Source organism: Nocardia sp. NBC_01388 (assembly GCF_045040085.1).
Classification (GTDB): domain Bacteria; phylum Actinomycetota; class Actinomycetes; order Mycobacteriales; family Mycobacteriaceae; genus Nocardia.
Window position 1 is genome coordinate 5,011,281 of sequence record NZ_CP109553.1, and the last position, 23,541, is coordinate 5,034,821.

At 65.9% G+C, this 23,541-nt stretch carries 22 protein-coding genes; 12 read left to right on the forward strand and 10 right to left on the reverse strand.

Annotated features, from left to right (window positions below; all coding sequences use genetic code 11):
- The first annotated feature begins 65 nt into the window (after window positions 1-65).
- The gene (locus OG716_RS24695) at window positions 66-392 is read left to right on the forward strand and encodes a hypothetical protein (protein ID WP_405133127.1); all 327 of its coding nucleotides are present in this window, start codon (window positions 66-68) and stop codon (window positions 390-392) included.
- Between the two features lie 7 nt (window positions 393-399).
- The gene (locus tag OG716_RS24700; RefSeq protein WP_405133128.1) at window positions 400-1,041 is read left to right on the forward strand and encodes a cysteine hydrolase family protein; all 642 of its coding nucleotides are present in this window, start codon (window positions 400-402) and stop codon (window positions 1,039-1,041) included.
- Window positions 1,042-1,074: 33 nt separating this feature from the next.
- Here the strand turns inward: OG716_RS24700 and OG716_RS24705 are convergent, their stop codons facing one another.
- The 3 genes from OG716_RS24705 to OG716_RS24715 form a co-directional block, all read right to left on the reverse strand.
- Window positions 1,075-1,308 (reverse strand): hypothetical protein, encoded by a 234-nt coding sequence (locus tag OG716_RS24705; protein ID WP_405133129.1) that lies wholly within the window; start codon window positions 1,306-1,308, stop codon window positions 1,075-1,077.
- A gap of 72 nt (window positions 1,309-1,380) precedes the next feature.
- Window positions 1,381-2,709 (reverse strand): putative glycoside hydrolase, encoded by a 1,329-nt coding sequence (locus OG716_RS24710; RefSeq protein ID WP_405133130.1) that lies wholly within the window; start codon window positions 2,707-2,709, stop codon window positions 1,381-1,383.
- A gap of 32 nt (window positions 2,710-2,741) precedes the next feature.
- The gene (locus tag OG716_RS24715) at window positions 2,742-3,800 is read right to left on the reverse strand and encodes a bile acid:sodium symporter family protein (RefSeq protein WP_405133131.1); all 1,059 of its coding nucleotides are present in this window, start codon (window positions 3,798-3,800) and stop codon (window positions 2,742-2,744) included.
- An 87-nt stretch (window positions 3,801-3,887) separates the two neighbouring features.
- Between OG716_RS24715 and OG716_RS24720 the strand changes: the two genes are divergently transcribed.
- The gene (locus OG716_RS24720; protein ID WP_405133132.1) at window positions 3,888-4,760 is read left to right on the forward strand and encodes a LysR family transcriptional regulator; all 873 of its coding nucleotides are present in this window, start codon (window positions 3,888-3,890) and stop codon (window positions 4,758-4,760) included.
- A gap of 4 nt (window positions 4,761-4,764) precedes the next feature.
- On the opposite strand, the gene OG716_RS24725 is transcribed toward OG716_RS24720, so the two are convergent.
- A complete protein-coding gene (locus OG716_RS24725; RefSeq protein ID WP_405133133.1) occupies window positions 4,765-5,499 on the reverse strand; it encodes a glutamine amidotransferase in 735 nt (244 codons plus the stop codon).
- 131 nt (window positions 5,500-5,630) lie between these two features.
- On the opposite strand from OG716_RS24725, the gene OG716_RS24730 reads away from it, so the two are divergent.
- Window positions 5,631-6,068: a hypothetical protein gene (locus OG716_RS24730; RefSeq protein ID WP_405133134.1), complete on the forward strand. Its 438-nt coding sequence runs from the start codon at window positions 5,631-5,633 to the stop codon at window positions 6,066-6,068.
- 37 nt (window positions 6,069-6,105) lie between these two features.
- A complete protein-coding gene (locus OG716_RS24735) occupies window positions 6,106-6,930 on the forward strand; it encodes an SDR family NAD(P)-dependent oxidoreductase (protein ID WP_405133135.1) in 825 nt (274 codons plus the stop codon).
- 4 nt (window positions 6,931-6,934) lie between these two features.
- Here the strand turns inward: OG716_RS24735 and OG716_RS24740 are convergent, their stop codons facing one another.
- Entirely contained in the window at window positions 6,935-8,209 is a 1,275-nt protein-coding gene (locus OG716_RS24740) for a hypothetical protein (RefSeq protein ID WP_405133136.1), read from the reverse strand.
- A gap of 116 nt (window positions 8,210-8,325) precedes the next feature.
- Between OG716_RS24740 and OG716_RS24745 the strand changes: the two genes are divergently transcribed.
- The gene (locus tag OG716_RS24745; RefSeq protein ID WP_405133137.1) at window positions 8,326-9,222 is read left to right on the forward strand and encodes an alpha/beta fold hydrolase; all 897 of its coding nucleotides are present in this window, start codon (window positions 8,326-8,328) and stop codon (window positions 9,220-9,222) included.
- Here the strand turns inward: OG716_RS24745 and OG716_RS24750 are convergent, their stop codons facing one another.
- Window positions 9,223-9,573 carry a hypothetical protein gene (locus tag OG716_RS24750; RefSeq protein WP_405133138.1) on the reverse strand — a complete coding sequence of 117 codons (351 nt, stop codon included), beginning with the start codon at window positions 9,571-9,573 and terminating at the stop codon, window positions 9,223-9,225. It lies immediately after the preceding gene.
- Between the two features lie 308 nt (window positions 9,574-9,881).
- Here OG716_RS24750 and OG716_RS24755 point away from each other — a divergent pair, with 308 nt between their 5' ends.
- Window positions 9,882-11,027: an IS110 family transposase gene (locus OG716_RS24755; protein WP_405133139.1), complete on the forward strand. Its 1,146-nt coding sequence runs from the start codon at window positions 9,882-9,884 to the stop codon at window positions 11,025-11,027.
- 63 nt (window positions 11,028-11,090) lie between these two features.
- Window positions 11,091-12,578 carry a DUF222 domain-containing protein gene (locus OG716_RS24760; protein WP_405133140.1) on the forward strand — a complete coding sequence of 496 codons (1,488 nt, stop codon included), beginning with the start codon at window positions 11,091-11,093 and terminating at the stop codon, window positions 12,576-12,578.
- A gap of 1,278 nt (window positions 12,579-13,856) precedes the next feature.
- On the opposite strand, the gene OG716_RS24765 is transcribed toward OG716_RS24760, so the two are convergent.
- The 3 genes from OG716_RS24765 to OG716_RS24775 form a co-directional block, all read right to left on the reverse strand.
- Window positions 13,857-15,470, reverse strand: coding sequence for an amidohydrolase (locus OG716_RS24765; RefSeq protein ID WP_405133141.1), 1,614 nt, complete (start codon window positions 15,468-15,470; stop codon window positions 13,857-13,859).
- A 150-nt stretch (window positions 15,471-15,620) separates the two neighbouring features.
- Window positions 15,621-17,324 carry an aldehyde dehydrogenase family protein gene (locus OG716_RS24770; protein WP_405133142.1) on the reverse strand — a complete coding sequence of 568 codons (1,704 nt, stop codon included), beginning with the start codon at window positions 17,322-17,324 and terminating at the stop codon, window positions 15,621-15,623.
- A 2-nt stretch (window positions 17,325-17,326) separates the two neighbouring features.
- Window positions 17,327-18,892: a GMC family oxidoreductase gene (locus OG716_RS24775; RefSeq protein WP_405133143.1), complete on the reverse strand. Its 1,566-nt coding sequence runs from the start codon at window positions 18,890-18,892 to the stop codon at window positions 17,327-17,329.
- Window positions 18,893-19,070: 178 nt separating this feature from the next.
- Between OG716_RS24775 and OG716_RS24780 the strand changes: the two genes are divergently transcribed.
- Window positions 19,071-20,267 (forward strand): PucR family transcriptional regulator, encoded by a 1,197-nt coding sequence (locus tag OG716_RS24780; RefSeq protein ID WP_405133144.1) that lies wholly within the window; start codon window positions 19,071-19,073, stop codon window positions 20,265-20,267.
- A 54-nt stretch (window positions 20,268-20,321) separates the two neighbouring features.
- Here the strand turns inward: OG716_RS24780 and OG716_RS24785 are convergent, their stop codons facing one another.
- Window positions 20,322-21,443, reverse strand: a complete 1,122-nt coding sequence (locus OG716_RS24785; RefSeq protein ID WP_405133145.1) for an agmatine/peptidylarginine deiminase — start codon at window positions 21,441-21,443, stop codon at window positions 20,322-20,324.
- A gap of 261 nt (window positions 21,444-21,704) precedes the next feature.
- Between OG716_RS24785 and OG716_RS24790 the strand changes: the two genes are divergently transcribed.
- The 3 genes from OG716_RS24790 (at window position 21,705) to OG716_RS24800 (ending at window position 23,480) form a co-directional block, all read left to right on the forward strand.
- Window positions 21,705-22,220 (forward strand): fluoride efflux transporter FluC, encoded by a 516-nt coding sequence (locus OG716_RS24790; RefSeq protein WP_405133146.1) that lies wholly within the window; start codon window positions 21,705-21,707, stop codon window positions 22,218-22,220.
- A complete protein-coding gene (gene crcB, locus OG716_RS24795; RefSeq protein ID WP_405133147.1) occupies window positions 22,217-22,576 on the forward strand; it encodes a fluoride efflux transporter CrcB in 360 nt (119 codons plus the stop codon). The genes OG716_RS24790 and crcB overlap by 4 nt, the downstream gene beginning before the upstream one ends.
- A 277-nt stretch (window positions 22,577-22,853) precedes the next feature.
- Window positions 22,854-23,480, forward strand: a complete 627-nt coding sequence (locus OG716_RS24800; protein ID WP_355122842.1) for a GNAT family N-acetyltransferase — start codon at window positions 22,854-22,856, stop codon at window positions 23,478-23,480.
- Window positions 23,481-23,541 lie beyond the last annotated feature (61 nt).

Sequence of the window (23,541 nt, forward strand, 5' to 3'; positions counted from 1 at the left end):
TTCCATGGACTCTGGACTGCGGCGCACGGCCGCAGCACGATTCGCGGACACGGAGTTCACAACCCATGAAGGTCATTACTTTCGACCGATTCAAGCCCGGAGTCACCCTCGAGACCATCACCCCGTTCCTCCCCGAGGAGGTCGCCAATGTGTGGCGGCTCTGGAAGGCCGGCATTGTGCGCGAGAACTACGCGCGCGCCGACGAACCCGGTGTGGTGATCGTGTTCGAGGTGGACAGCGTCGAGGAGGCCAAGCGGTATATCGACGACTTCCCGCTCACCAAAAAGGGGTTCCTGGAGTGGACCTATGTCCCGGTCATGGCCCCGCTGCCGCTCGAGGCACTGATGGATCCGGCCGTCGATGTGGCCGAGCCCTACGACCGGACCAAGTGAGGCCGACGTGCAATACGCCTACGGCCTGACCATTCCGCAGACCGTCGAGGATGCCTGCGATCCGGCGCGCATGGCGCTGCTGATCTATGACATGCAGGTCGGAATCGTCCGCCAGCTTCCCGACGGCGACCGCATTGTCGAGTCCTGCCGCAGACTGCGAGACACCGCGCGGGAGAACGGTTTCCGGATCTTCTACACCCGGCACATGTCGATCCCGGTGGCGGCGGCGGGCGTCGCCCAGCTGCGCGCCGCCATGGAGTGGCAGCACGTGGACAGCGTCGACGAGGTGCATGCCGCGTTCCCGCAGGGCTCACCGCAGTACCAGCTGGCGCCCGAGCTCACCCCCGGCCCGAACGAGATCGTCTTCGACAAGATCACCATGTCGGCGTTCACCGCCACCCCGCTGGATATCGCCCTGCGCGACTTGGGAATCGACAGCTTCGCCATCGCCGGGATTGCCCTGGAGGTGGGTATTGAACCCACCGTCCGCCACGCCACCGACCTCGGCTACCTCCCCATGCTGGTCACCGACGCCTGCGGCACCGGCCACCCCGAGGCAGCCGAACGCTCCTACGCCACAATGGCTTTCGCGGGCGGCTCCCGCACCACCGACACCGCCACCCTCACCGAGTTGATGAGCCGCGGCTGAGCACCCTCGGGAACCGCAGGGTCTCCCGGACGGCTAGCGAGACCGGCGGCGCTGGCGGGCGGTCAGCAGGCCGGCGATCCAGCCGACCGCGAACAGCACCAACAGCACCAGCCACATCGGTGAGCTGATGGTGAGCAGCAGGAATTCGATCGAGACCTTGGTGCGGTTCTCGGCGACAAAGATGACGGCCAGCACGGTCAGTGCCAGTGCCACCCACTGAGTGGGCGAGACGCGGGCGAGGACCGACTGCTTTTCAGGGCTGCTCATGATAACTCCCTACGAGTTCCGACCGGTCGGTTATCTACCCGCTACTATCCCCCGCAGCCCACCGAAAGCCGATCAGGCCGGGTCCAGCGCGCCGGAGTGGTAGCTCACCGCCGCATTCCACAGGAAGAAGCTCGGGATGCCCTGGGCCGCGGCCGCGGCGATCTGCGCGCGGACCTGGGCATCGCCGTAGGTCACCCCCAGGCTGAAGTCCTGCAGCCACGGCACCACCTTCGCTCCGGTGCCCTGCACCTGGCGCTGAAAATCCCGCAGACAGCGGAAGATGATGTCGTACGGCTGCGCATTGGGATTCGCCACCTCGTATTCACCGGCATTCCAGTGCGAGGGGTAGAGCATGGGCGCGACGTAATCAAGATTGGGCGCCATGAGCGGAATGTCCTGGGCGATCTCGTCCGGCCGCGTCGCCGCGATGCCGAAGACCGCCGCGCTCTGGAAGGCGCCCGCGGCCCGGACCGGATCGCGGCTCTCGTGCAGGAAGTCGGCGATGGAGACACTCGGCGGCACCGTGAGGCCGGGGAAGACCATATTCGACAGCGGCCCGTCGGGGCGGCGAATGTAGTCGTACATGATGTCGTCGAACCCCAGCCGCGCGCCCTCGGCCGCGAGATCGATGTTGTACCGGCGCATTTCGGGGCTGGCGAAATTGGTGAAGGCAATGGACCCGTAACCGCTGGAATACGGCTGCCCGGAAGGGTTCTGGATGACCCAGTCCGGATGCCCGGCGTGCCACGCCCACTCCGCCATGGTGCGATCGCGGAAGGCGACGATTCGGCCCACCACTCGAATACCCATATCGTGCAGGGTCTTCAGCGCGGACCCGGCATCATAGATGCCCGCCGACGCCCCGGACTGCCGGGCGAGCGGCACCTGCGAGTCGTAGCCGACCACGCCGTCCTCATCCTTGATATCGAGCTGGACGGTATCGATCCGCCCCTCCCGCGCCATAGTCAGCACATCGTCGCGCATGGGTTGGTAGGCCCACGCGTACGCGGTCACATGCACCGCCCGAATCCGGGGCACCTCTGCGCGTGTGGTGACGGGCTGGGTCGTCGTCCTACCGTCGGCATCCGTCGCGACCACCGCGGCACCGACCGGCAGTTGCGGCAGCGTGACCTCGAACGAACCGTCGGGCCCCGGCGTGATCGACTGTCCCCCGATCGCGACGCTCTTCGCGCCGGTCGCCTTGCCACGCAGCGTGATCGGCGCGTGATAAGACGACACCGTCTCCGGCGCAGTCACTTCCAGCGCGAGCGGCTGCGCCGCGGCATGCGAGGGCCCGGGCCCCGCGCGCAGGAAACCGGCGATACCACCGACAACAACCACCACCACTGCGACAACGGCCAGCAGGCGCCAACGCCTACCGGCCGGGACCCGCTTCAGCACCGCGCGTACCAACTCTCACTCGACTGCCCCCACTATCCCGCCGCGGGTGCACCCACCGGGTGAGATTCTCGAGTATCGCCCGAAATGGGTTGGCCGACAGTAGAGTCCGACAATTCGGTGTCGACCTCGGCCTTACGGGCGAATCGTGGCGCGAGGAATGCGCAGACGATCAGCTGAATCTGGTGGAAGATCATGAGCGGCAGCACGATCAGCGCGGTCGACTGCCCGCCGAACAGCACCGCCGCCATCGGGAGCCCGGAGGCGAGGCTCTTCTTCGAACCGGCGAAGGTCACCACGATCCGGTCCGCCAGTGCGAAGCCGAGCAGTTTGCCGAGGCCACCGGTAATGGTCAGCACGGCCGCCAGCAGGACGGCGCAGATCACCGCGACCTCGGCAATGCGCCAGGGCGGCACCGCCTGCCAGATGCCCTCCACGGTTCCGGCACTGAAGGCGGTGTAGACGACGAGCAGCACCGAGCCGCGATCGACGTTCTTCACCACCGGCTGGTGCCGCGCGAGCCACGGCCCCACGAGCGGGCGCAGCAATTGCCCCACCAGGAACGGCACCAGCAGCTGGGTCAGGATCGCGATGATCGCGCCCGCGCCGATGTGCACCTCACCGCTGGTGGTCATGAGCAGTACGACGAGCAGCGGGGTCAGCGCGACGCCGAGCACATTCGAGGCCGAGGCACTGACCATGGCGGCGGCCACATTGCCGCGCGCGATGGAGGTGAAGGCGATGGAACTCTGCACGGTGGACGGCACCAGGCACAGGAACAGCACGCCGGTGCGCAGATCCGAGGGCAGGAAGCCGCGGCCCAGCAGCCACAGTCCGAAGCCGAGCAGCGGGAAGATCACGAAGGTCACGGTGAGCACCGTCAGATGCAGTCGCCAGTGCCGCAGCCCGGCCCACGCCTCGGCGGGTGAGAGCCGGGTGCCGTAGAGCAGGAACAGCAGGGCGATGGCGACCTTGGTGACCCAGCCCAGGACGTCGGCGGCCGCGCCGGAGGCGGGCAGTACCGCACCCAGGACCACCATGCTCAGCAGACCGAGAATGAATCCGTCGATGTGGAACTTGCTCAGCACCTTCACAAACCGCGACGCTACGGATCCACAGGGCATTGCGGAACGCGATATGAGCTATATTCGCTATCACATATCGCGATAGGCGGACCCGTCATGCTCGATCCCGTACTGCTGCGCAGCTTCCTCGCCGTCGAGCACTACCGCAGCTTCAGCCAGGCGGCCCGCCAGCTGGGCCTGCGCCAGCCGACGGTCAGCGGGCATGTGAAGAAGCTCGAATCCGCACTCGGTCGCGAACTGTTCGTCCGCGATACCCATTCGGTCACCCTCAGCACCGACGGCGCGGCCCTGGTGCGCTTCGCGCGCACCATTGTGGACGCGCACGACGAGGCGGTGCGCTTCTTCGACGGTGAGCAATTGAGCGGCCGGATTCGCTTCGGCGTCTCGGAAGATCTGGTCTCCCAGGCCCTGCCGTCCATCCTGCTGGAATTCCGCCGCGCCTATCCGCAGGTGGATCTGGAACTGAATATCGGGCTCAGCGATGAGGTGCACGCCGAACTGCGCGCCGACCGCCTCGATCTGGCCTTCGTCAAACGCCGGCCCGGCACCCGGCACGGGCAACTCGTCTTCGAGGACCGTTTCGTCTGGGCGGGTCCGGCCGATGCCGTCCCCGATCTCACCCGGCCGGTGCCGATCGTCACCTATCCCCCGCCCGGGCTGTCCCGGGAATCCGCGCTCGCGGCGCTGGAACACGCGGGCCTGGACTACCGGATCACGTGTACCACCAAGGGCCAGTTGGGACTTCGCGCGGCTGTCCTGGCCGGACTCGGGTTCGTCGTGCACAGCGAAAGCCTGCTGCCGCCGGATCTGTACCCGGTACCGGGACTGCCCGAACCGCGACCGTCCAGTATCGAGTTCATCCTCATCCACTCACCGCGCCGCGCTCAGACCCCGCCCGAGCGGGCCCTCACCCGCGCGATCGTGGAGAACACCTACCGCCTCAAGCACGGCGATCGCCCCGGGTGGTGAAACGCTAGCGGAGGTAGCGGGTGGTGAATCTGCGCAGGATCTCCCCCGGGACCGGCACCGACTCCCGATGACCGAGCTCGGTGAGGGCATCAGCCTCCTCGGGATCGAAATAGCCTGCGTGCCGGTAGATTTCGATCCGCACCGCGAGCCCGTCACCGTCCAGCTCGGGATGGAACTGCGTCGCGTACACGTGCTCGCCGACCCGAATCATCTGTACCGGGCAGTTCGCCGAACGCGCCAGCAGCACCGCCCCCGGCGGGGTGCCCTGGCAGGCTTCCTTGTGTCCGGCAAAGGCCCGAAAAGTCTGCGGGAGATCGTGCACGAGCGGATCCGCACGCGCCAGATCGGTCAATTCGATGGTTTGCGCACCGGTCTTCTCCCCGTACCGCTCATCGCTGACCCGCCCGCCCAGAACGTCCGCCAGAATGCTCAATCCGTAGCAGGCGCCCAGATATGGGAAGTCCCGCTCGACCACCTCGCTGAGCACCTTGCGGAGTTTGGGCTCGAACCTGCGCTGGTAGTCGTACTTACGTTCCTCCGGGTTGCCGACATTGCTCGGCCCGCCGCCCACGATGACCGCCGCGAATTCATCGAGCGCGATCTCGGGGAAGCCGCGATCCATCTGGACCCGCACCACCTCGTCGGCGTCCAGTCCGGCAATGCGGAGAATGGCCCGGTACTCGTCGTCCGCAGCCGCCGTCTCGGGCCGCAACTGCAGGAGTAGACACGGCTTCGGCATAGCTCAGATTATGAATCCCGACGCCCCGGCAATCGCGGCTTATCCGCTGTTCGCACGTTGTTCGGCCGTTTCGCCGCGGTGGCGTGGCCGGATCCGCTGCGGGGTTGCGGTGTTTACGCCAGGATGAGCGGATGGAACTGAAACGAGTTGCAGTTTTGTCGACAACGGTGGCGGCGGCGCTCGTCGCCGGGTCGGGAATCGCTGCGGCAGAGGCTGATTACGCGATCACCCCGAAAGAGGCGATGGCGCGCGCCTATATCGACGCCCTGGTTTCACACGATGCCAGCGCCGTGAAATTCACGCCCGATGCCACGCGCGTCGAGGCCGGACTGCAAACCGGTTACTCCGGACCGCAATTGACGGAGGATCTCAACCACGGTGTGCAGTATTCGGTGATTCAGGGCATCCACGATCTTCGGATGTCCCAGGACGGGGATCTGGTGACCACCCGCTATCTGCTCGACTCCGGCATCCTCGGGGTGCGGTTGGCGACGGTGGACATCACCGAAACCTTCGTCATTCCGGACGATTCGATCAAAACCATCGTCGCCACCATCGTGCCCGTATAGCGGAGTCGGCACTCGCGCGCAGGACTACACTCGAGGCATGCCGGCGATGAGGACGATCGTGATCACCGGCGGCACCGATGGAATCGGCCGCTACCTCGCTCAGGCGTATGCCGAGCGGGGTGACCGGGTCGTGGTGATCGGCCGAAATGCCGAGAAGGGCAAGGCTTTCCTGGAGCGAGCAGGCGGCCACGGGGTGTTCCTGCCCGCCGACCTCGGCTCACTCGAACAGAACCGGGCGGTCCTGGACGAGCTTCGGGCCGGCTATCCCGTCATCGACGCACTGGTGTTGTGCGCCAGATTCTTTCGCTCGAACCGCGTCGAGACCGAAGACGGGATCGAAGCGACCTTCGCGCATTTCTATCTCAGCCGCTTCCTGTTCGGCCATGAACTCCACGAGAATCTGGAGCGCGCCGCCCGGCCGGTCATCGTCAATGTGGCGGGGCCGGGCGGCGATCTCTCCGCGGTGTCCTGGAACGATATTCAGCTCACCCAGCACTACACCGGCGGCGGTGCGCTCGGTCAGGGCGGCAAGCTCAACGATCTGCTGGGCGTCGCCTACGTGCAGCAGTACCCCACCGGCAAGACCCGCTATGTGCTGGTCCATCCCGGTGTCACTGCCACCGCGCAGACCGGCGACTACGACCGGGCCACCCAGCTGATGGTGGAAAACCTGCGCCGCTACGGCAAACCGATTCCTGTTGCCGCCGCGCCCATCTTCGAACTGGTCGACAGTCCGCCCGCCGATCCGCTCACCGCGGTCATCGAGGGCAGGCGAATCAATGTGACCGGACGGGCGTTCGACCCCACGGCGGCCCGCACGCTCGATGCGCTCACCCGCGAGCTGATCACCCCGCGGCCCTGACGGTTCACACCGGAAAGATCGCCAGGTGGATCAGCCCGCCCACCACACCGAGGGCGGCGCCGTGTACGAACAGCAGCCATTCGTCCTGGCGGGTGGCCGAGCGCAGCAGATCCACAAAATCGCGGCGGTCGAGCGTGCGCATCTGCGTAGCCACGAAGTCGCGGATGCGGACGGTTTGGGTGGACAGGAAGCTGGGGTCGGCGAAGGCCACCCTGGCCAGGCTCATGAGCTCCGGGGCCGCATCGGATTTGATCTGGTCGTAGCCGGAGCGGCCCAGCGAGAAGCGAACCGCCGGCTTGGCCTGCCCCGCCGCCTTGTCGATGGAGGCGCCGAGCACCGATTCGAGCATGGCCGCGGTGCGGTCCGATCGGGGTCCGGTGAGCAGTTCGCGGGCCAGATTGCGCGGCGTCATGACCTCGCCCGCAATGATTTCGGCGTAGCCGTCCGCGATCTCGTTGCGCCGCTTGAGCAGTAGCCCCTGCCGCCACGGCACCCACCACTTCGGGTGCAGCGGTTCGTAGATCATGGTGATGCCGACCCAGTTCACGACATAGCCGATGATCACGCCGCCCAGCGGCAGAATCCACCAGTACGGCCAGTAGTGCAGGATCGCGACGAGGACGAAGCCCATCGGGTAGCCGAAGTAGAAGCCGAAATTCTTCATGAACCGCAGTTCGGCGGCCGCGATCTCACGGAAGATGCGGTTGATCAGCCGGGGATGTTCGGTGAGGTGGCGGATCGTCATCCACTTGGGGTCGATCAGCTCCTCGATATGTTCGCCGATCGTCGTGGTGATGGTCTGGGCGCTCTCGGGGAGCTGATCCGCGACGCGGCGATACACCAGCTCCTGCGCGGGTTCGGGGAGGTTGAACCACAATTGCGGATTCCGGCGCTCCATCACGCGAGCCACCATGGCCGGAATCTGCGGCCGGGTCAGCTGGACGAGCTGATCGGCAATGCTGTCCGGGTCCAGCTCCCGATAGAAGTCCGACATATTGCCGAGCTTGGACAGCCCCTTGTCGACGGCGATACTGGCCATTTTCTCGGCCCGCGACGGCACAATCCCCTGCCAGCCGATCCGCCCGTCGTGCGACAGCAGCGGAAGCACCTGAATCCGGCGCGGCAGATACGGATAAACCCATCGCAGCCCCGGCAGCCGGAAACCGTGAAACCGGATGGGCTCGAACAACATCAGAATGCCGGTCCAGTTGGTGATGTACCCGATAACGCCGGTGAACAGCGGAATGGTGATCAACTCGAGCACTAGTCGTCGATCCACACACGGCCTTTCGGATCAGCGGCCTGCCGGACCGGAGACTCTCTTTGCAAGGTTACGTGCAAGATCGCCGCCATATACGCATTCCGGCACACCACACGCCCGGCTACCGTGACCGTATGGCTGAATCCACCGGTGTCGTCCTTTCCGAGCCGCCTGCCCTACCCGGAGTCCGGAGGTCGTTCGTCGAAGCGCGCGGCGTCCGATTCCATGTGACCGAGAGCGGCGACCCCGGCGGACGCCCCGTCCTGCTGCTGCACGGATGGCCGCAGCACCACTACGCGTACCGGGATCTGCTGGCGGATCCGCCTGCGGGCCTGCGCATCATCGCACCCGACCTGCCCGGCTACGGCTGGTCCGGCCCCGCGCCGCACCGCTGGGCCAAGGAGGATGTGGCCTCGGACCTGTTCGCATTGCTCGACGAGCTGGGTCTGGAGCGGGTGCTGCTCGGCGGCCACGACTGGGGCGCCTTCATCGGATACCGCATGGTGCTGCGCGAACCGGACCGATTCTCCGGCTACCTCGCGATGAATATGGCGCACCCCTGGGTGCCGACCCGCGTCGTCTCGCGACAGCTGTGGCGATTCCTGACCTATCAGCCCCTGATCGCCATTGCCGGTGTCCCGGTACAACAGCGAACCGGCTTCCTGCCATGGCTGATCCGCTCCGCCATGTCCGACCGCCATGCCGTAAGCCCCGAGATAGTCCAGATCTTCGCCGACCGCTTCCGCGATCCGGTATGCGCCCGAGCCGCCACCGACACCTACCGCACCTTCTGGCTGAAAGAAATCCCCGCCACCGCACGCACCCCCGAGCGCCGGCGCGGAACGATCCCGATCCGCGCCCTCTTCGGAATCAACGATGCGGCCGTTCACTTCTCACTCGCCGACCCCACCACCGCGCGCGCCGACGACTACACCTTCGAAGGCGTCAGCGGCTGCGGGCATTTCATCGTCGACGAACGGCCGGAACTCGTGCGAGCGCGATTGATCGACCTGGCCGAAAGCACCAAGTAGCTATTCGACGCCCGATCGGCGACGAATCCCGATGCCGCGGAGCATATTTACGGAGCGGATCAGCCACGGTGCGGCAAATGCGGCAGCAATTGCGATGAGCGGCAAAACGATACGCGTGCGAGCATCCCGAATCGGCCGGTAACGGACTACCCCATTGCGGATTTCGATGTAGCCGAGCGGCCGCACTTCGGTGCCCCCGCCGATGCTGCCGGACGCACCACCGAATCCGATGGATGCACGGGCAACCGGAATGACAGTGACGCCGTCGGCGGTGACCGGCTCACCGAACGCCGCTGCCGCAGATGCCTTTTCACCGATCAGGTCCACAAGTTGTTCCTGTGATAGCTGCATGGTTGTGCACCTCCCGTTGCCGTTGAAGCGTTCGGGACCAAGGCTAGCAAAGAACAAAGAACCAAAGACGCAGTAATGATTATGGGTGAACCCCGCGACGGTCGTCCTGACTCGCAAAGACGCTGACCGTGGTGTCATGTCCGGGATCTGTCGGGCGGTCCGGTCGCGGGGTTCACGCACTGCCCGGTCGTGGCGCTGGTGACTTGATAGGAGCCTGTACCAGCAGACACCCATTACTGCTTTGTCCGAGCGCTCGTACCGGGGTGCCGCCCTGCCCATGGTCACAGTGCAGAACGGACAACTCCATCATGACCGATCCAGTCGTTGAAGTCATTGCCGGCGTCGATACACATAAAGACACTCACACCGCGGCCGCGATCGACCCGGTCGGTCGCGAGCTGGGATGGGCCCAATTCCCCGCCACTACTGCGGGATTCATACAATTGCTGTCCTGGTTACGGTCACTGGGCACCCTGGTGCTGGTCGGGGTGGAAGGCACCGGCTCCTACGGGAGCGGGCTGACGCAACATCTGGCCGCCGAGCATGTAAGGGTAGTCGAAGTCCAACGCCCCCAACACAACTCGCGGCGCGGCGCGGGCAAGTCCGACCCCATCGACGCCGTGCCGGCCGCCCGTGCCGCACTGGCCGGGCGTACCGGGACCCCGAAAAACCGCACCAGCGCGGTCGAAGCGTTGCGCAACCTGCGCGTCACGCGCTCGAGCGCAGTGGCTCACCGTGCGCAGGTCGTGACCCAGATCAAGGACCTGATCGTGACCGCACCCGAACCCGTGCGCACGCGGCTGCGGGCACTGACGGCGACCGCCCTGCTCAAAGTCTGCGCGAGCGCTCGCCCGGATATCGCCCGCGTGGGTGATCCGGCCGTGGCCGTCAAGCTCGCACTGCGCCACCTCGCGGGTCGAGCACTGGTGTTGTCCGAGGAAATCACCGCACTGGACATCCCGATCAAAGCCCTTGTTACACAGATCAATCCGGAGATGCTCGAACTTCCCGGCGTGGGACCCGACACCGCCGGGCAACTATTGGTCACCGCCGGAGCCAACCCCGAACGCATCCGCTCCGACGCCGCGTTCGCCAGGATCACCGGCACCGCCCCGATCCCGGCTTCCTCCGGACGCACCGACCGCCACCGCCTCAACCGTGGCGGCGACCGCCACGCCAATGCCGCCCTGCACCGCATCGTCATCGTCCGCATGCGTCACCACCAACCCACCCGCGCCTACGTCGAACGCCGAACAACCCAAGGGCTTTCCAAAAGAGACATCATCCGCTGCCTCAAACGCTACGTCACCCGCGAGATCTTCCACGCACTCACCACGCCCAACAGCACCGAACCGCCTCTCCCGCAAGCCACTTTGACATCTATAGGAGCATCCTGGACAAGAAGGAGAGATAGAACAGGGAAGCGAAAGATTCCGGTCGGTCCGCCAGTCTGAATATCCTTATATCACAACGTGATTCGCCTTTCCGGGGTTCTTCTGCGGCGGTAGAATAGAGGCATGAATCCGGGGGGAGCAACCACCATCGTATCGAGTGCACACGCACTCGATACCGCCGTGGAAAACCTCCTCGATGCCTCCCTCACACCCTTGCTGGACGAGGAATTCATCGCAGTGATGCGTGAAGTCGAGACCAGCATGCGCAAACTCGAAGCCGTCAAACACCGGTTCGTCACCGAAACCTGCACCCGCTCCCTCGCCGCGCGTGCCGGATCGGCGTCCCCGATCAAATTCTTGGAACAAACCCTGCGATTGAGCCACGCTGATGCGGTCTCGCGGGTCAACGCCGCCAAACAGTTGAGCCCGCAACCGGCGCTCGGCGGGGACCTGGAACCGGAACTGGCGTATGTCGCCGAAGCCCAACGCGCCGGAGACATCTCCGTCGATCATGTGCGGCGGATCACGCAGGTCCTCAAGCGCATCCCGTGTGCCGCCGACCCCGGCCAGAAAGACCTGGCCCAAGACGTTTTGACCACCTACGCCCGCACCGGCAGCCCCGACAAACTGCTCGATCTGGGGGAGGTCATCCTGGCGAACATCGACCCCGACGGCACCCTCACCCAGGACAAAGACCGCGAACGCATGCGCGGGCTCACCCTCGGGCGCAAGCGTGCGGACGGGATGTCCCCGCTGATCGGGGAGATCACCGAGCCGTTGCGGGAAATCCTGGAGCCGTTGCTGGCCAAATTCGCCCGCCCCGGCATGTGCAACCCCGCCGATCCGCACAGCCCGAAGGTCGCCGACCGCACCCTCGACCGCCAGAAACTGAAAGCCGCCTCCGAACGCGATAACCGCTCGCCCGCGCAACGCAACCATGATGCGTTGTTGGCGGTGCTGCGGTTTCAGCTCGACCGCCCCAAGCTCGGCTCCCACCGGGGTTTGCCCGTGGAAGCGATCATCACCATGCGTGTGGAGGACCTCGAGCGGGGTGCGGGGATCGCGACCACCGCGACCGGGGGCACCCTGACCATCCCGCAAGCCCTGGAACTGGCCGCCGGAACCCGACCGTTGTTGGTGGTGTTGAACAAGGCCGGACTGCCCCTGTATTTGGGGCGCGGGCGAGACCGGTTGGCCACGCCCGCACAACGACTGGCGTTGATCGCTTCCGACAAGGGGTGTACCCGACCCGGGTGCAGTGCGCCCGCGAGCCTGGCGGCGGCCCATCACGTCACCGGATGGGCAGAAGGCGGCCCCACCGACATCGACAACCTCACCCTCGCCTGCGATGGGTGCCACGCGATGATCCACGACGGGCCCGGGGGCTGGAAAACCATTGTCATGGGCGAGGATACCCAGTTCCCGGGCCGGACCGGGTGGATCGCCCCACCCCACATCGACCCCACCGGCACCCCGCAGGTCAATCACCTGCACCACACCGGTGAACTGATGGCCGGTGCCCTCAACGAAATCCGGGCCCGGGAACGGTCGCACCGCGAGCGACGGCGGGCATGGCTCGATGCCCGCAAAACCACCCCCACCCGCGAATAGTGGGACCGCGCCCCTTGTTGACACCGTCAGGTTGGTCCTGACGGTGTCACAACCCGTTGCCCACCAAAGTTCCACGGGCAGTGGGCCTCGAGAGGCGAACGAGCACAGCGGAACCCGGACCGTGCGGAGCGACAGGCGCCAACAGCAGGCGGGGACGCGATGCCCACAACCCATCCCACCCGCGAATAGCGGAACCCCTGTCAGCGCTCTTTGAAAACCTGGCCACCGGCGCAGACATCGTCAAGTCGATCCTGACGGTGCTACGACAAGTCCTTGTCCACCAAGGGTTTCATCGCCGCCGACCCCAATAATCCAGAACCGGGAACGGCGACAACAGCGGCAGCCCGGGCCGATCCTCACCCTCCCCACCGACTCGACAACCGCAGACCGCAGCAGCGCACACCAGCGGTGCCAAAGACACTGCCCAACCACTGTTTCCACAGACGCCGACCGCCGCCGTGAACGAGCGCAGCGGAACCCGCACCGGATGGACCAGCAGCAGGCGTGGCTCGCGCCCCCGTGAGTCCACCCTCCACCCGGGACCCCCACCCACACAGCAGGCTTCACACCGCAAACACCATCACATTGATCATGCCGATGCGACACTCGTGCCGAATCACCGCGCACCCCGTGCCATCGCCCACCGCCCGCTCCGGAACCTCGCGCTACCCCACCACCACCAGCGCCGATCCGACGAACACCACGAACACCACGAACGTTGCCAGCCCGGGTCTTTCAGGCTCTTTCTCTTCGATCCCTTCTCTCCAGGCGGCCCTTGGTCTTTCGGGTTTTGTCTTTTCGTGTTTTATCTCTGAAACCGGACCACAACCAGTCTTCCGGCTGGCACCGCAGCTTCCCTCGTGACCGCGGAAGGTCAACCGGGTACCCCACCCGACGCCACCAGCACGGCCATCTCGGGCCCTGCCCGCGCCCAGGGATCCAACACCGCCCCTCGACGGAAACAACCCAGGTACACCGACCGTCTCGGCCTCGAATCCTCCATCCCCCCGGCAGCAGACGGTCTCTATGCCGAAACAGTCGGTGCACCTGGGCTTCTTGCTTCCCGAGCAGGGTTGATCGGATCGGGGTGCGGGCAAAGCCCGAGATGGCCGTGCTGGGCACGTTAGGAGGGGTACCCGGTTGACCTTCCGGAGTTGGGAGGGGCTGTGCGATACCGGCGGGGTCGACCGGCTGTGGTTGCGTTCTCGAGAACAAGACACGAAAGACGAAGACTCGGTTGGTCTTTGGTGGATCGAGAGGGATGGGGGCGGGCAGGGGTCAGGTCGGCTGGTGGATCAGGCGGCCGCCGATGATGGTGTGGGTGGGGTTCAGGTCTTGTAATTGTTCTGGGGTGGCGGTGGTGGGGTCGAGGTTCCATATCGTCAGGTCGGCTAGGCGGCCTGGGGTTAAGGAGCCTCGGGAATCTGAATCGGCCAGGAAGGCAACGGGGTTGGTGGTGTGGAGGGCGATTGCTTCGGCGGTGGTGATGGCGTGTTCCGGGCCTCGTACTCCGGTAACCGTCTGGCGGGTGACCATGCCCCAGACCGAGCGCATGGCGCCGTAGCGGCCTACGGGGTAGTCCGAGCCTCCTGTGACCAGGGCTCCCTGGTCCAGCCAGCCGCGGGCGGGGAAGAGGGCGTTGACGCGTTCTGGGCCCCAGTAGGTGTCTTCGATGCGGGCGACGTCGTGCAGAAGTGGCTGTTGGATGGTTACGGGGATTCCCATTTGTACTGCGCGCGAGCGTAGTTCGGTGTCGGCCAGGCCGCCGTGTTCCATGACGAGTGATCCGGCGGGCAGATCCGGGTAGCGGCGCTGCAGTTCGGTGTACACATCCAGCAGGGTTTCGACGGCGCGGTCGCCGTAGGCGTGTGTGCCGATCTTCCAGCCTCGCAACAGAACTCGGTCCATGGCGGCTATGAGCACTTCGGGCTTCCAGGTCAGGTAGCCGAAGAAGCTGTGGTCGCAGGCGTAGGGCTCGCGGGTGGCTCCGGCTTCGATACCGCCGTCGAGGCCGAATTTCACACCCCATACCGACAGCCACGGGTCGGAGCGGTCGCGCCACGGCTCGAGCCGGTCCAGGAGTTCGTCGACGCTTTCGACGGTCGAAAAGCCCAGGGCCGAGGCCATGGCCCGGACTCGCACATTGAGGTTGCCCGTTTCCATGGCCGTGCGCAGGATGGCCAGATCGTCTACCGGAACCATGGCATCACGCACCAGGCCGATGCCTTTGGCGGCGTAGTCGAGGCTGGCCGCCCGCAAGCCCTCGACCCGCTGTTCGGCGGTGGCCGCGGGGAGCAGTCGCGCTACCAGTGGAATGGCATTGTCCTGCACCAGTCCGGTGAGACGCCCGTCGGCGGCGCGTCCGAGGTGACCGCCCGCCGGATCGGGGGTCTCCGCAGTGATTCCGGCCAGCTCCAGCGCGAGATTGTTGACCACGACATTGTGGCCACCGCGCATGAGGAACACCGGGTGCTTATCGGTGGCGGTGTCCAGCTCATCGGCGGTGGGGAAGCGCCGCTCCGGCAGATTGATCTCCTGCCAGTTGGCGGTGGTGCGAATCCACTGGCCGGGCGGGGTCTGCTGGGCGCGCTCCCGAATCATGTCGAGCAGCTGCGGAATATCGTTCGCCAGGTGGACGGGCACATCGTGGGCGCTGTTGCCGGCGATGATCAGGTGGGTGTGGGTGTCGTCGAAGGTCGGCAGCACCGTCGCCTCGGGCCTGTCGATCACCACGGTCTCGGGGCCGATCCAGTCGCCGAGTCCGTGCGGGTCCGGGGAGACCGCCACGATCCGGTCGCCCATGACGGCGATCGCCCGCTGCACGGGTTGGCCCGGAACCAGCGTATGCACGGCTCCCGCACGAATCACCAGGTCGGCATTGTCGTTCGACATGATCCACTCCTTCGCCTCGCCCTCCGAGCGTATACAGCTGATCAACTCGGCCGGAGGCTGCGGGCAAAGTAGAGCGGGCCGGCGGCGACACCGACCCGCATGCCTCTCCTGTCAGTCCGATCGACCCGTGTCTCGAGGCGACCGGATGCCTCAGCCGCGCAGCGCCGAGGCGAAGATGCCGGGGATCTTGGCCCAGCTCGGGCTGGCCGCGAAGTACGTCAGGCGGCGGCCGGTGGTGACCCCCGTGCGGTTGGTGACGAACCACGGCGGCACCGGAGCCAGCGACAGTTCACCGTTCACCAGCGACCGCGGGGACGGGCGGAACGGGCCGCGGACGACGGTGCGTTCCGGATCGTCGATCAGTAAGGCGTTGTGCACCACGCCGATTCCGCTCTGCACATTGTCGAGGGTGTGCCCCGGGAAGGCGCCCCAGCTGGCCAGCGCGGTGAGGTAGCCGACCGCCGTCCAGGCATTGATGCCGATGGTGCCATAGCGCAGATCGGTGACCGCCGAGTCGAATTCCGCGCCCAGCGACTTGATGGTGGCGGGGTGGGCGATGATGTTCGCGCCGAGCGTGCCCTCGAACTTCTCATTGGCGGCCCGCACCGCCTGCCGCAGGAAATCGCTTCCGGCGCCGGGCAATTCGATGACGCCGAAGACCGGGGCGAAGTACTCGACGCGCAGTGCGTCCTCCGCCTCGTCGGCTTGCAGGCCGAAGATCAGGGTTCGCGCTCCATCACTGCCGACGGCCTCCGCATCGGGGTACGCGGTGCGCGCCGCGCTCACCCTGGCTGCCGAGCCCGGGTAATAGTCGGTGCGAACAGGGGCCCGCTGGAACGCTTCTCGGACCGCGGCCAGGAATTCGGCCTTCTGTTCCCAGTCCGAACTGATGACCGCGACCTGCGAGGCCACACAGTTGTAGCCGTTATTATGCAGTCGCTGCGTGGCCAGATGCTCGGCCTGGAACTTCAGATCGGCCTTCGACCACTTGCCCGGCACCACAATGGTCGGCGAGATGCCGCCGAGTTCACTGGTGATCGGCTTGTCGATGAGCGGAGTGCCGGCGGCCTTACGCTGCGCACCCTCCGCACCCGCACCGAACACGATGGCGTCGTGCGTGATCGAGCTGCCTGTCATGTGCACCGCGGCGATATCGGGATGGTCGACCAGCTCCTTCCCGACCTCCGCTCCCCCGGTCAGAATGCGCACGAAACCACGCTCGATGGCCGGGGCGAAGATCTTCTCGAGGACCGGCAGCAGCGGATCGGTCACCGGATTCAGCTTCAGCACCGCCACCCGGTTGTAGGCGAACAGCTGATACAGCACATCCAGCGGCGCGATGGAAAAGATGTTCCCCGCGCCCAGTACCACGCCGATTCCGTTGGTCTGCTGCGGATTGCGCTGTGCCAGTCCAGCTTTGGCACGCACGGTACCAGCATCCACACCGGGCTTGGTCCACACCTCCGCGGTAAAGCCGTTGAGCAGCAGCCAGTCGAAGATGCCGTGCGGCAATACCTTGATCGCCGAACGGTTTTCGGGCGCATTGGTGATGGTGTACCCGTCGACCGGACTGCGGCCCGCCTCCAGCGCGGCCAGGCTGCCCGCCAGTGCGGTGGTGGCGGTCAGCAGCGGATACGGCCCGCTCACCCATTCCTCGCCGAGCAGCGGCGAATCGGCGGGCAGCCCCTTGATGCCCGCCGCGATCCGCACCCACTCCTCGGCATTCGCCTCGGTCAGCGCGTGGATCTGATCGAGCAGCGCGCGCCGTCCGGACAGCGGCGTGCGCGCCCACTCGTCCTCACCCGCGCGCAATGCCTTGACCGCCGCTTCGATGATGTCCGCTGTTGCACTCATTCCTACACTCCTACAGTCGAATCGGCGTCTTCGAGGATCATCGCGGCGGCCTTCTCCGCGATCATGATGGTGGGCGCATTGGTATTGCCCCTGGTCACACTCGGCATGACCGAGGCGTCGGCGATCCGCAGGCCGTCGATGCCGAGCACCCGCAGCCGACTGTCCACCACCGACCCGATGGCACACGAGGAGGTCGGGTGGTAGAGCGTCTGCGCGGTGCGCTGGGCGTAGGTCAGCAGCTCCGCATCCGAATCACCTTCCGGCACAGTGAAATCCCCGGTGCGCACGGCCTGCAGCGCCGGTTGGCTCGCGATATCGAGACCGATCCGCAGCCCCGCCAGCAGGCTGGCCCGATCAGCCTCTGTGGCGAGGTAGTTGTGCAGAATGCGCGGTGCGGTATCCGGTGCGGCCGAACGCAGCGTCACCCGGCCGCGACTGGTCGGCTTCAGCACACAGGAGCCGATGGCGAACCCGTGCGCGACCGCCGCGCCGAGACCCTCCTCGTAGAACAGCACCGGCGCCTGATGGAACTGCACATCCGGGCCCGCGAGACCGGTTCTGGTCTCGAAGAATCCGCCCGCCTCACCGACATTGGAGGTCAGCGGCCCCCGGCCCTCACCCTGCAGCAGCGCCAGATTCTCCGGCGACAGCGCGGTCATGAGCGATTCCTGCTCGGTGAGGTAGTTCAGCATGACCATGAGGTGGTCCTGCAATCCCTCGCCCACCGGAAGCTCGTGCTGCACTTCGATCTGCAAGGGCAGCAATTGATCCGCGGGTCCGACACCCGACAGCAGCAACAGCTGCGGTGTGCCGTACGCGCCGGCCGCCAGCACCACCTCACGCTCGGCGCGAACCTCCTCGAGCTCCGCGCCACGGCTGATCTGCACGCCCACCGCCCGGCCGCCGTCGAGAATCACCTTGTGCGCCAGCGCATCCGTGATGATCGTGAGATTGGGCCGGGTGGCGGCGGGATGCAGATAGGCCACTGCGGCGCTGCACCGCATGCCGTTCCGCTGCGTCACCTGGTAGCGCCCGACACCCAGCTGGGTGGCGCCGTTGAAATCGTCATTGCGCTGATACCCCGCCTGCTCGGCGGCCTCCAGGAAGGCGTCGCCGAGCGGATTGAGTGAGCGCCCCTCCGCCACCGTCAGCGGTCCGCCGACACCGTGATAGGCATCCTTACCGCGCTCATTGTCCTCGGCCACTTGGAAATACGGCAGCACATCATGGTACCCCCAGCCCTGCGCACCGCCCGCGGCCCACTCGTCGTAGTCGACCCGATTGCCGCGAATGTAGATCATGGCGTTCATCGAGCTGGAGCCGCCGAGCATCTTGCCGCGCGGCAGATACGCACGCCGGCCGAGCAGTCCCGCCTCCGGCTCGGTGTCCAGATCCCAGTCCCAGCGGCTCTTGAACAGTGAGCCGAAGGCGGCGGGGATATGGATCTCATCGGCGGTGTCGGCGCCGCCCGCCTCGATCAGCGCCACGGTGACATCGGGGTTCTCGGACAATCTCGCGGCCAGCACCGACCCGGCGGATCCGGCGCCGACGACAACGTAGTCGTACATGCTCGAACTTCTTTCCTCGCTCCGATGCCCCCGGCGACACTGTGGCCTGGGTCACTACCGAATTCGATGGTGCCGCTCCGGGACCGCCCGCCACCATGGGCGCGAGTTTCCAATAGCCGGGTGTGCGACTGTGCTCGAGCACAACCCGAATCGACCACCCGGCAACTAAAATCAGTCCATGCCGGTCGCGATTCGCCCTGAACTGGACCATTCGACTGTGCTCGCGCAGCGCCTGCTCACCCGGCTGGAGGAGCTCACCGCCGATCTGGTGGTGCACATTCGCGCCGGGGATCACGCCTACGCCGAAGCCACCCAGCTCACCGACGCCCAACTCACGAATTCGGTGCGTGACAATGTCGCCTCCGTACTCACCCAGCTGGCCGGATCCGGGCACGTCTCGCTGACCGCCGCCGCGGCGGCCGGACGGCTCAAGGCCGAACAGGGCGTGCCGCTGGCCGCACTGCTGCACGCCTATCGGCTGTGCGGGCGGCTCATCTGGGATCGACTACTCGGCGAAGTGGGCGAAGGATCGCGAGAATCGTTGCCGCACCTGGCCTCCGAGGTGTGGAAGATCATCGACGAGTACTCGAGCGCGGCCGCCGAGGCCTACAGCGGGCATGTCGCCGACCGGGCACGCCGCGATCGCGAGGAGCGGCGACTGATGCTGCGCTCACTGCTGGACGGCAATATCGACAGCAACGCACTCTGGGAAGTCGCGCGCCACCTGCAACTTCCGCAGTCCGGAACCTTCGTGGTGGTCAGCGCCGAGCTCGCGACCCGCGGTGTCTCCGCTCTCGAGGGCATCGAAACCCATTTGGCCGCAAGGTATATCAATTCCATCTGGCTCACCGAGCTGGACTCCCAGATCGGCCTGCTCAGCCTCACCGCCGCCCGCTCGGTCGCAGCGCTGCCCGCCGTGCTGCGTGCGTCCGCCACCGGTCGCATCGGGCTGAGCCGTCCTTTCACGACGCCCGCCGAGGCCGTCGCCGCGCTCCGCGAAGCCGAATTGGCCTGCCACTGCGCCGAACCCGGCACCGTCGCGGTCACAACCTACGGCGATACGGCCATTCCGCTGTTCATCGCGCACGCGCCGAATGCCGGACAGGAACTGGCCCGGCACATTCTGGGGCCCATCCTGGATCTGCCCGATCCGCAGGAACGAGCCACCCTGCTCGACACCCTGGACATGTGGTTCGAATGCAATGGTTCCAGCACCGCCGTCGCGACCCGCCTGCACTACCACCGCAACACCATTCACCACCGGCTGCGCCGCATCCAGGAACTCACCGGGCGCGATTACACCGACCCCAAGCAGACCGCAGAGCTCTATCTGGCCCTGCGCGCCACCCGCCTGCTCGCCACTCCTGCTCGGTAGCGGACCCGACGCGCGATCTGCGACGCCTGAGCATCAGTCGACGCCCCAGCACCACTAGCCGGCAGGTTCCTGCTGGGTGGTGCAGTGAATGCCGCCACCGCCCTCCGCAATGCCATCGATATTGATCTGCACAACCTGCCGATCCGGGAACAACCTCGTCAGCGTCGCCTCGGCAGCCGAATCGGTGTCCGCATCCCCGAATTCGGGGGCGATCACCGCGCCATTGCACACATAGAAATTGATGTACCCCGCCGCGAAGTCGTCGCCGGCCCCGCGAGCCCGCAGTTCCGTAGGCGCTTCGAGGGTTTCGACCCGCAGCGAGCGGCCCGCCGCATCGGTGGCCGAATGCAGAATGCCGAGATGGCGGCGAGTGACGTCGTAGTCGAAGGAATCCGGGTCGGTATCCAGGCCCGCGACAACCACGCCCGGCCCGGCGAACCGGGCATAGAAATCGGTATGGCCGTCGGTGATGTCATGCCCGGCGATTCCGGGTAGCCAGATCACCTTCTTGATCCCGAGCAGATGGTCGAGTTCAGCCTCGACGTCGGACTTCTTCCAGCCTCGATTGCGGTTGTTATCGAGCACGCACGATTCGGTAATGATCGCGGTGCCCTGTCCGTCGACTTCGAGGCCGCCACCTTCGAGGACCAGATCGGTGTGGACGGTTTCGACACCCGCACGCCCGGCGAGGAACCCGGCGACCTTGGCATCCTTCCGATGCTCCTGCTTGCCGCCCCAGCCGTTGAAATTGAAGTCCACCCCGGCCCTGGTGCCATTGCCCTTGACGAACACCGGACCGGTATCGCGCATCCACAGATCGTCGATCTCGGTCGCGATCAGCTCGACATTCGGGCCGACCATGCCCCGCGCCAGATCCAGCTCAGCCGGGCGCACCAGCATCGACACCGGCTCGAAGCGAGCAATGGTCGTCGCAATGGTGGCCAGGTCCGCCCGCACCTGCGGCAAAAGCTTTGCGCCCCAGATCCTTTCACTGGCCCCGAACGCCATCCAGGTGCGATTGTGCGGCTCACCCTCGTCGGGCATCACCCAGGAACGGCCGTCCTCGGCAGTGGTCGGGGAATCCCCGAACCAGGACGAGATCGGCCCGTCACAGGCGGCGGCGAGCAGTCCGCCCATGGTCACCACGCTTGTCCGCACGAACTGGCGTCGTCGCATCACAGCACCTCCTTCGACACCCGAACTTAATCCTGACCAATTTTTCAGTCAAGGACTGTGACGCGAGTCGCCCGCATCTCCCCGGGCCTCGATCCGCGCGATCGGACAGCGGTTGGCTATCCTGGTCAACGATGCGGCGGTGGGGCTCGCCGCTCCGATCGATTCGGAATGGATCCGGCGATTCGGAACAACCGCGGCACACTGGCCGCCAACAGTCCCTACCCATGGAACACCTGCGGGTGGCTGAGGTAGGAGATGTGCGTGACCAGTGAGCGGAACGAGAAGGATGGGACTCCTTTCTCACCAATCGATTCGGATGTCGATCTCCACACCCCAGGGCAGCGGCAGGAACTCTCCGCGACACACGGCCTGGTGCTGGCCGTGATCGCGGCGGGCGGCGCGCTCGGAGCACTGGCCAGGTACGGGCTGGCGCAGGTGTGGCCGACCCACGCCGGCGGGTTTCCGTGGGCCACCTTCGTCACCAATGTGGCCGGCTGCTTCCTGATCGGCGTGCTCATGGTGGTGATCACCGATATTCGCAAGGCCCATCCGCTGACCCGCCCGTTCCTGGGCGTGGGCATTCTCGGCGGTTTCACCACCTTCTCGACCTATGCCAATGAGACGCGGGCCCTGATACAGCCGGGCACGGTCGCGCTCGCCTTCACCTACCTGGCGGCCACACTGTTGTGTGCGCTACTGGCAGCGCTGGCTGCCATGCGACTGACCCGCGGTGTGCACGCGGCCGCACTCCGTCGCGGGCAGGAGGTCGCCCGGTGACCGCTCTACTCGTGGTACTCGGCGCGATGGCCGGTGCGCCCCTGCGCTATCTCACCGATCGTGCGGTCCAGACTCGGCACGACAGTCTTTTCCCGTGGGGCACCTTCACGGTCAATCTGATCGGCTGCCTGGTGCTCGGCGGAATCACGGGGGCCGCGGTGTCATCACCGGTCTTCGCGCTCATCGGCACCGGCTTCTGCGGTGCGCTGACGACCTACAGCACCTTCAGTTACGAGACGGTCCGGCTGGCCGAACAGCGGGCGTATCTCTATGCCGCACTGAATGTCAGCGTCAGCGTGATCGCGGGACTCGGCGCAACCCTGCTTGCCTACACCACCGCCCAGGCTTTGCTCTGATCGCACATTCTGTTGCGATGACGAGAATTCCAGGAAAGCTGTCTGGGTCAATTACATTGTGCGACAGTTGATTTAAGCGCGGCACCTTAAGCGATCTGCGACACATTGGCAATGGTTCACCGAATTGTTCTATGCCACAACTTGTATCAGCCACAGCTCGGACTAGCCAATGTAACCTACTGGTCAGTAGCCTAAGTGCTACCGCCCTGGGTATGGGCATGCAGGAATGACCGTCAGCGTGGCCGGGCATCGGGTAGCACAAGGTAGAGGGATAGTCTTGGATCAGTCGGTTGTACCGGTAATCCGCCGAGCCACCGAGCACGACATCGACGACATCGCGCGAATCATCTGCAGGGCGTTCGCGACCGATGACCCGATCGAGGAGTACGTCTTCCCCGACGAAACGGATCGGCACCGCAGGTCACCGCGCATGTTGCGCATCATGATCCGGTACCGCTTCCTGCCCGCCGACGGCGCAGCGGTCGCCACGGTCGACGGCAAGGTCGTGGGCGCACTGCTCTGGTATCCGGCGGGATATCGGAAATCGCTCTGGCGGGAAGCGATTTCGGGGCCGATGCTGCTGTGGGCCATGGGCGCGGGGACCACCCGGGGCATGCACGTGGACGAGGCCATTGCCGAGGTCAGACCCACCGAGGGGCACCACTTCATGGTGTATCTCGGCGCGGATCCGGCGCTGCAGCGCGCCGGAGTGGGCCGCTCGCTGGTCAATTGGCTCGACGCCCTGGCCGATGAGCGGTCGGAGACCGTCGGCGGGATTTGCAAGGACGGCAATATCGCGTACTACAACGCATTCGGCTACAACGTCGATCGCCAGGTCCGTATCGGGAGTACCGGACCCGCGATGAATTTCATGCTGCGGCAGCCGGTTCCAGCGACGCCCTGAGCGCGCCGGACCCGCGAAGCCCTTCTCGGGGGGAATCACCACATCAATCTTTTGCCGAGGA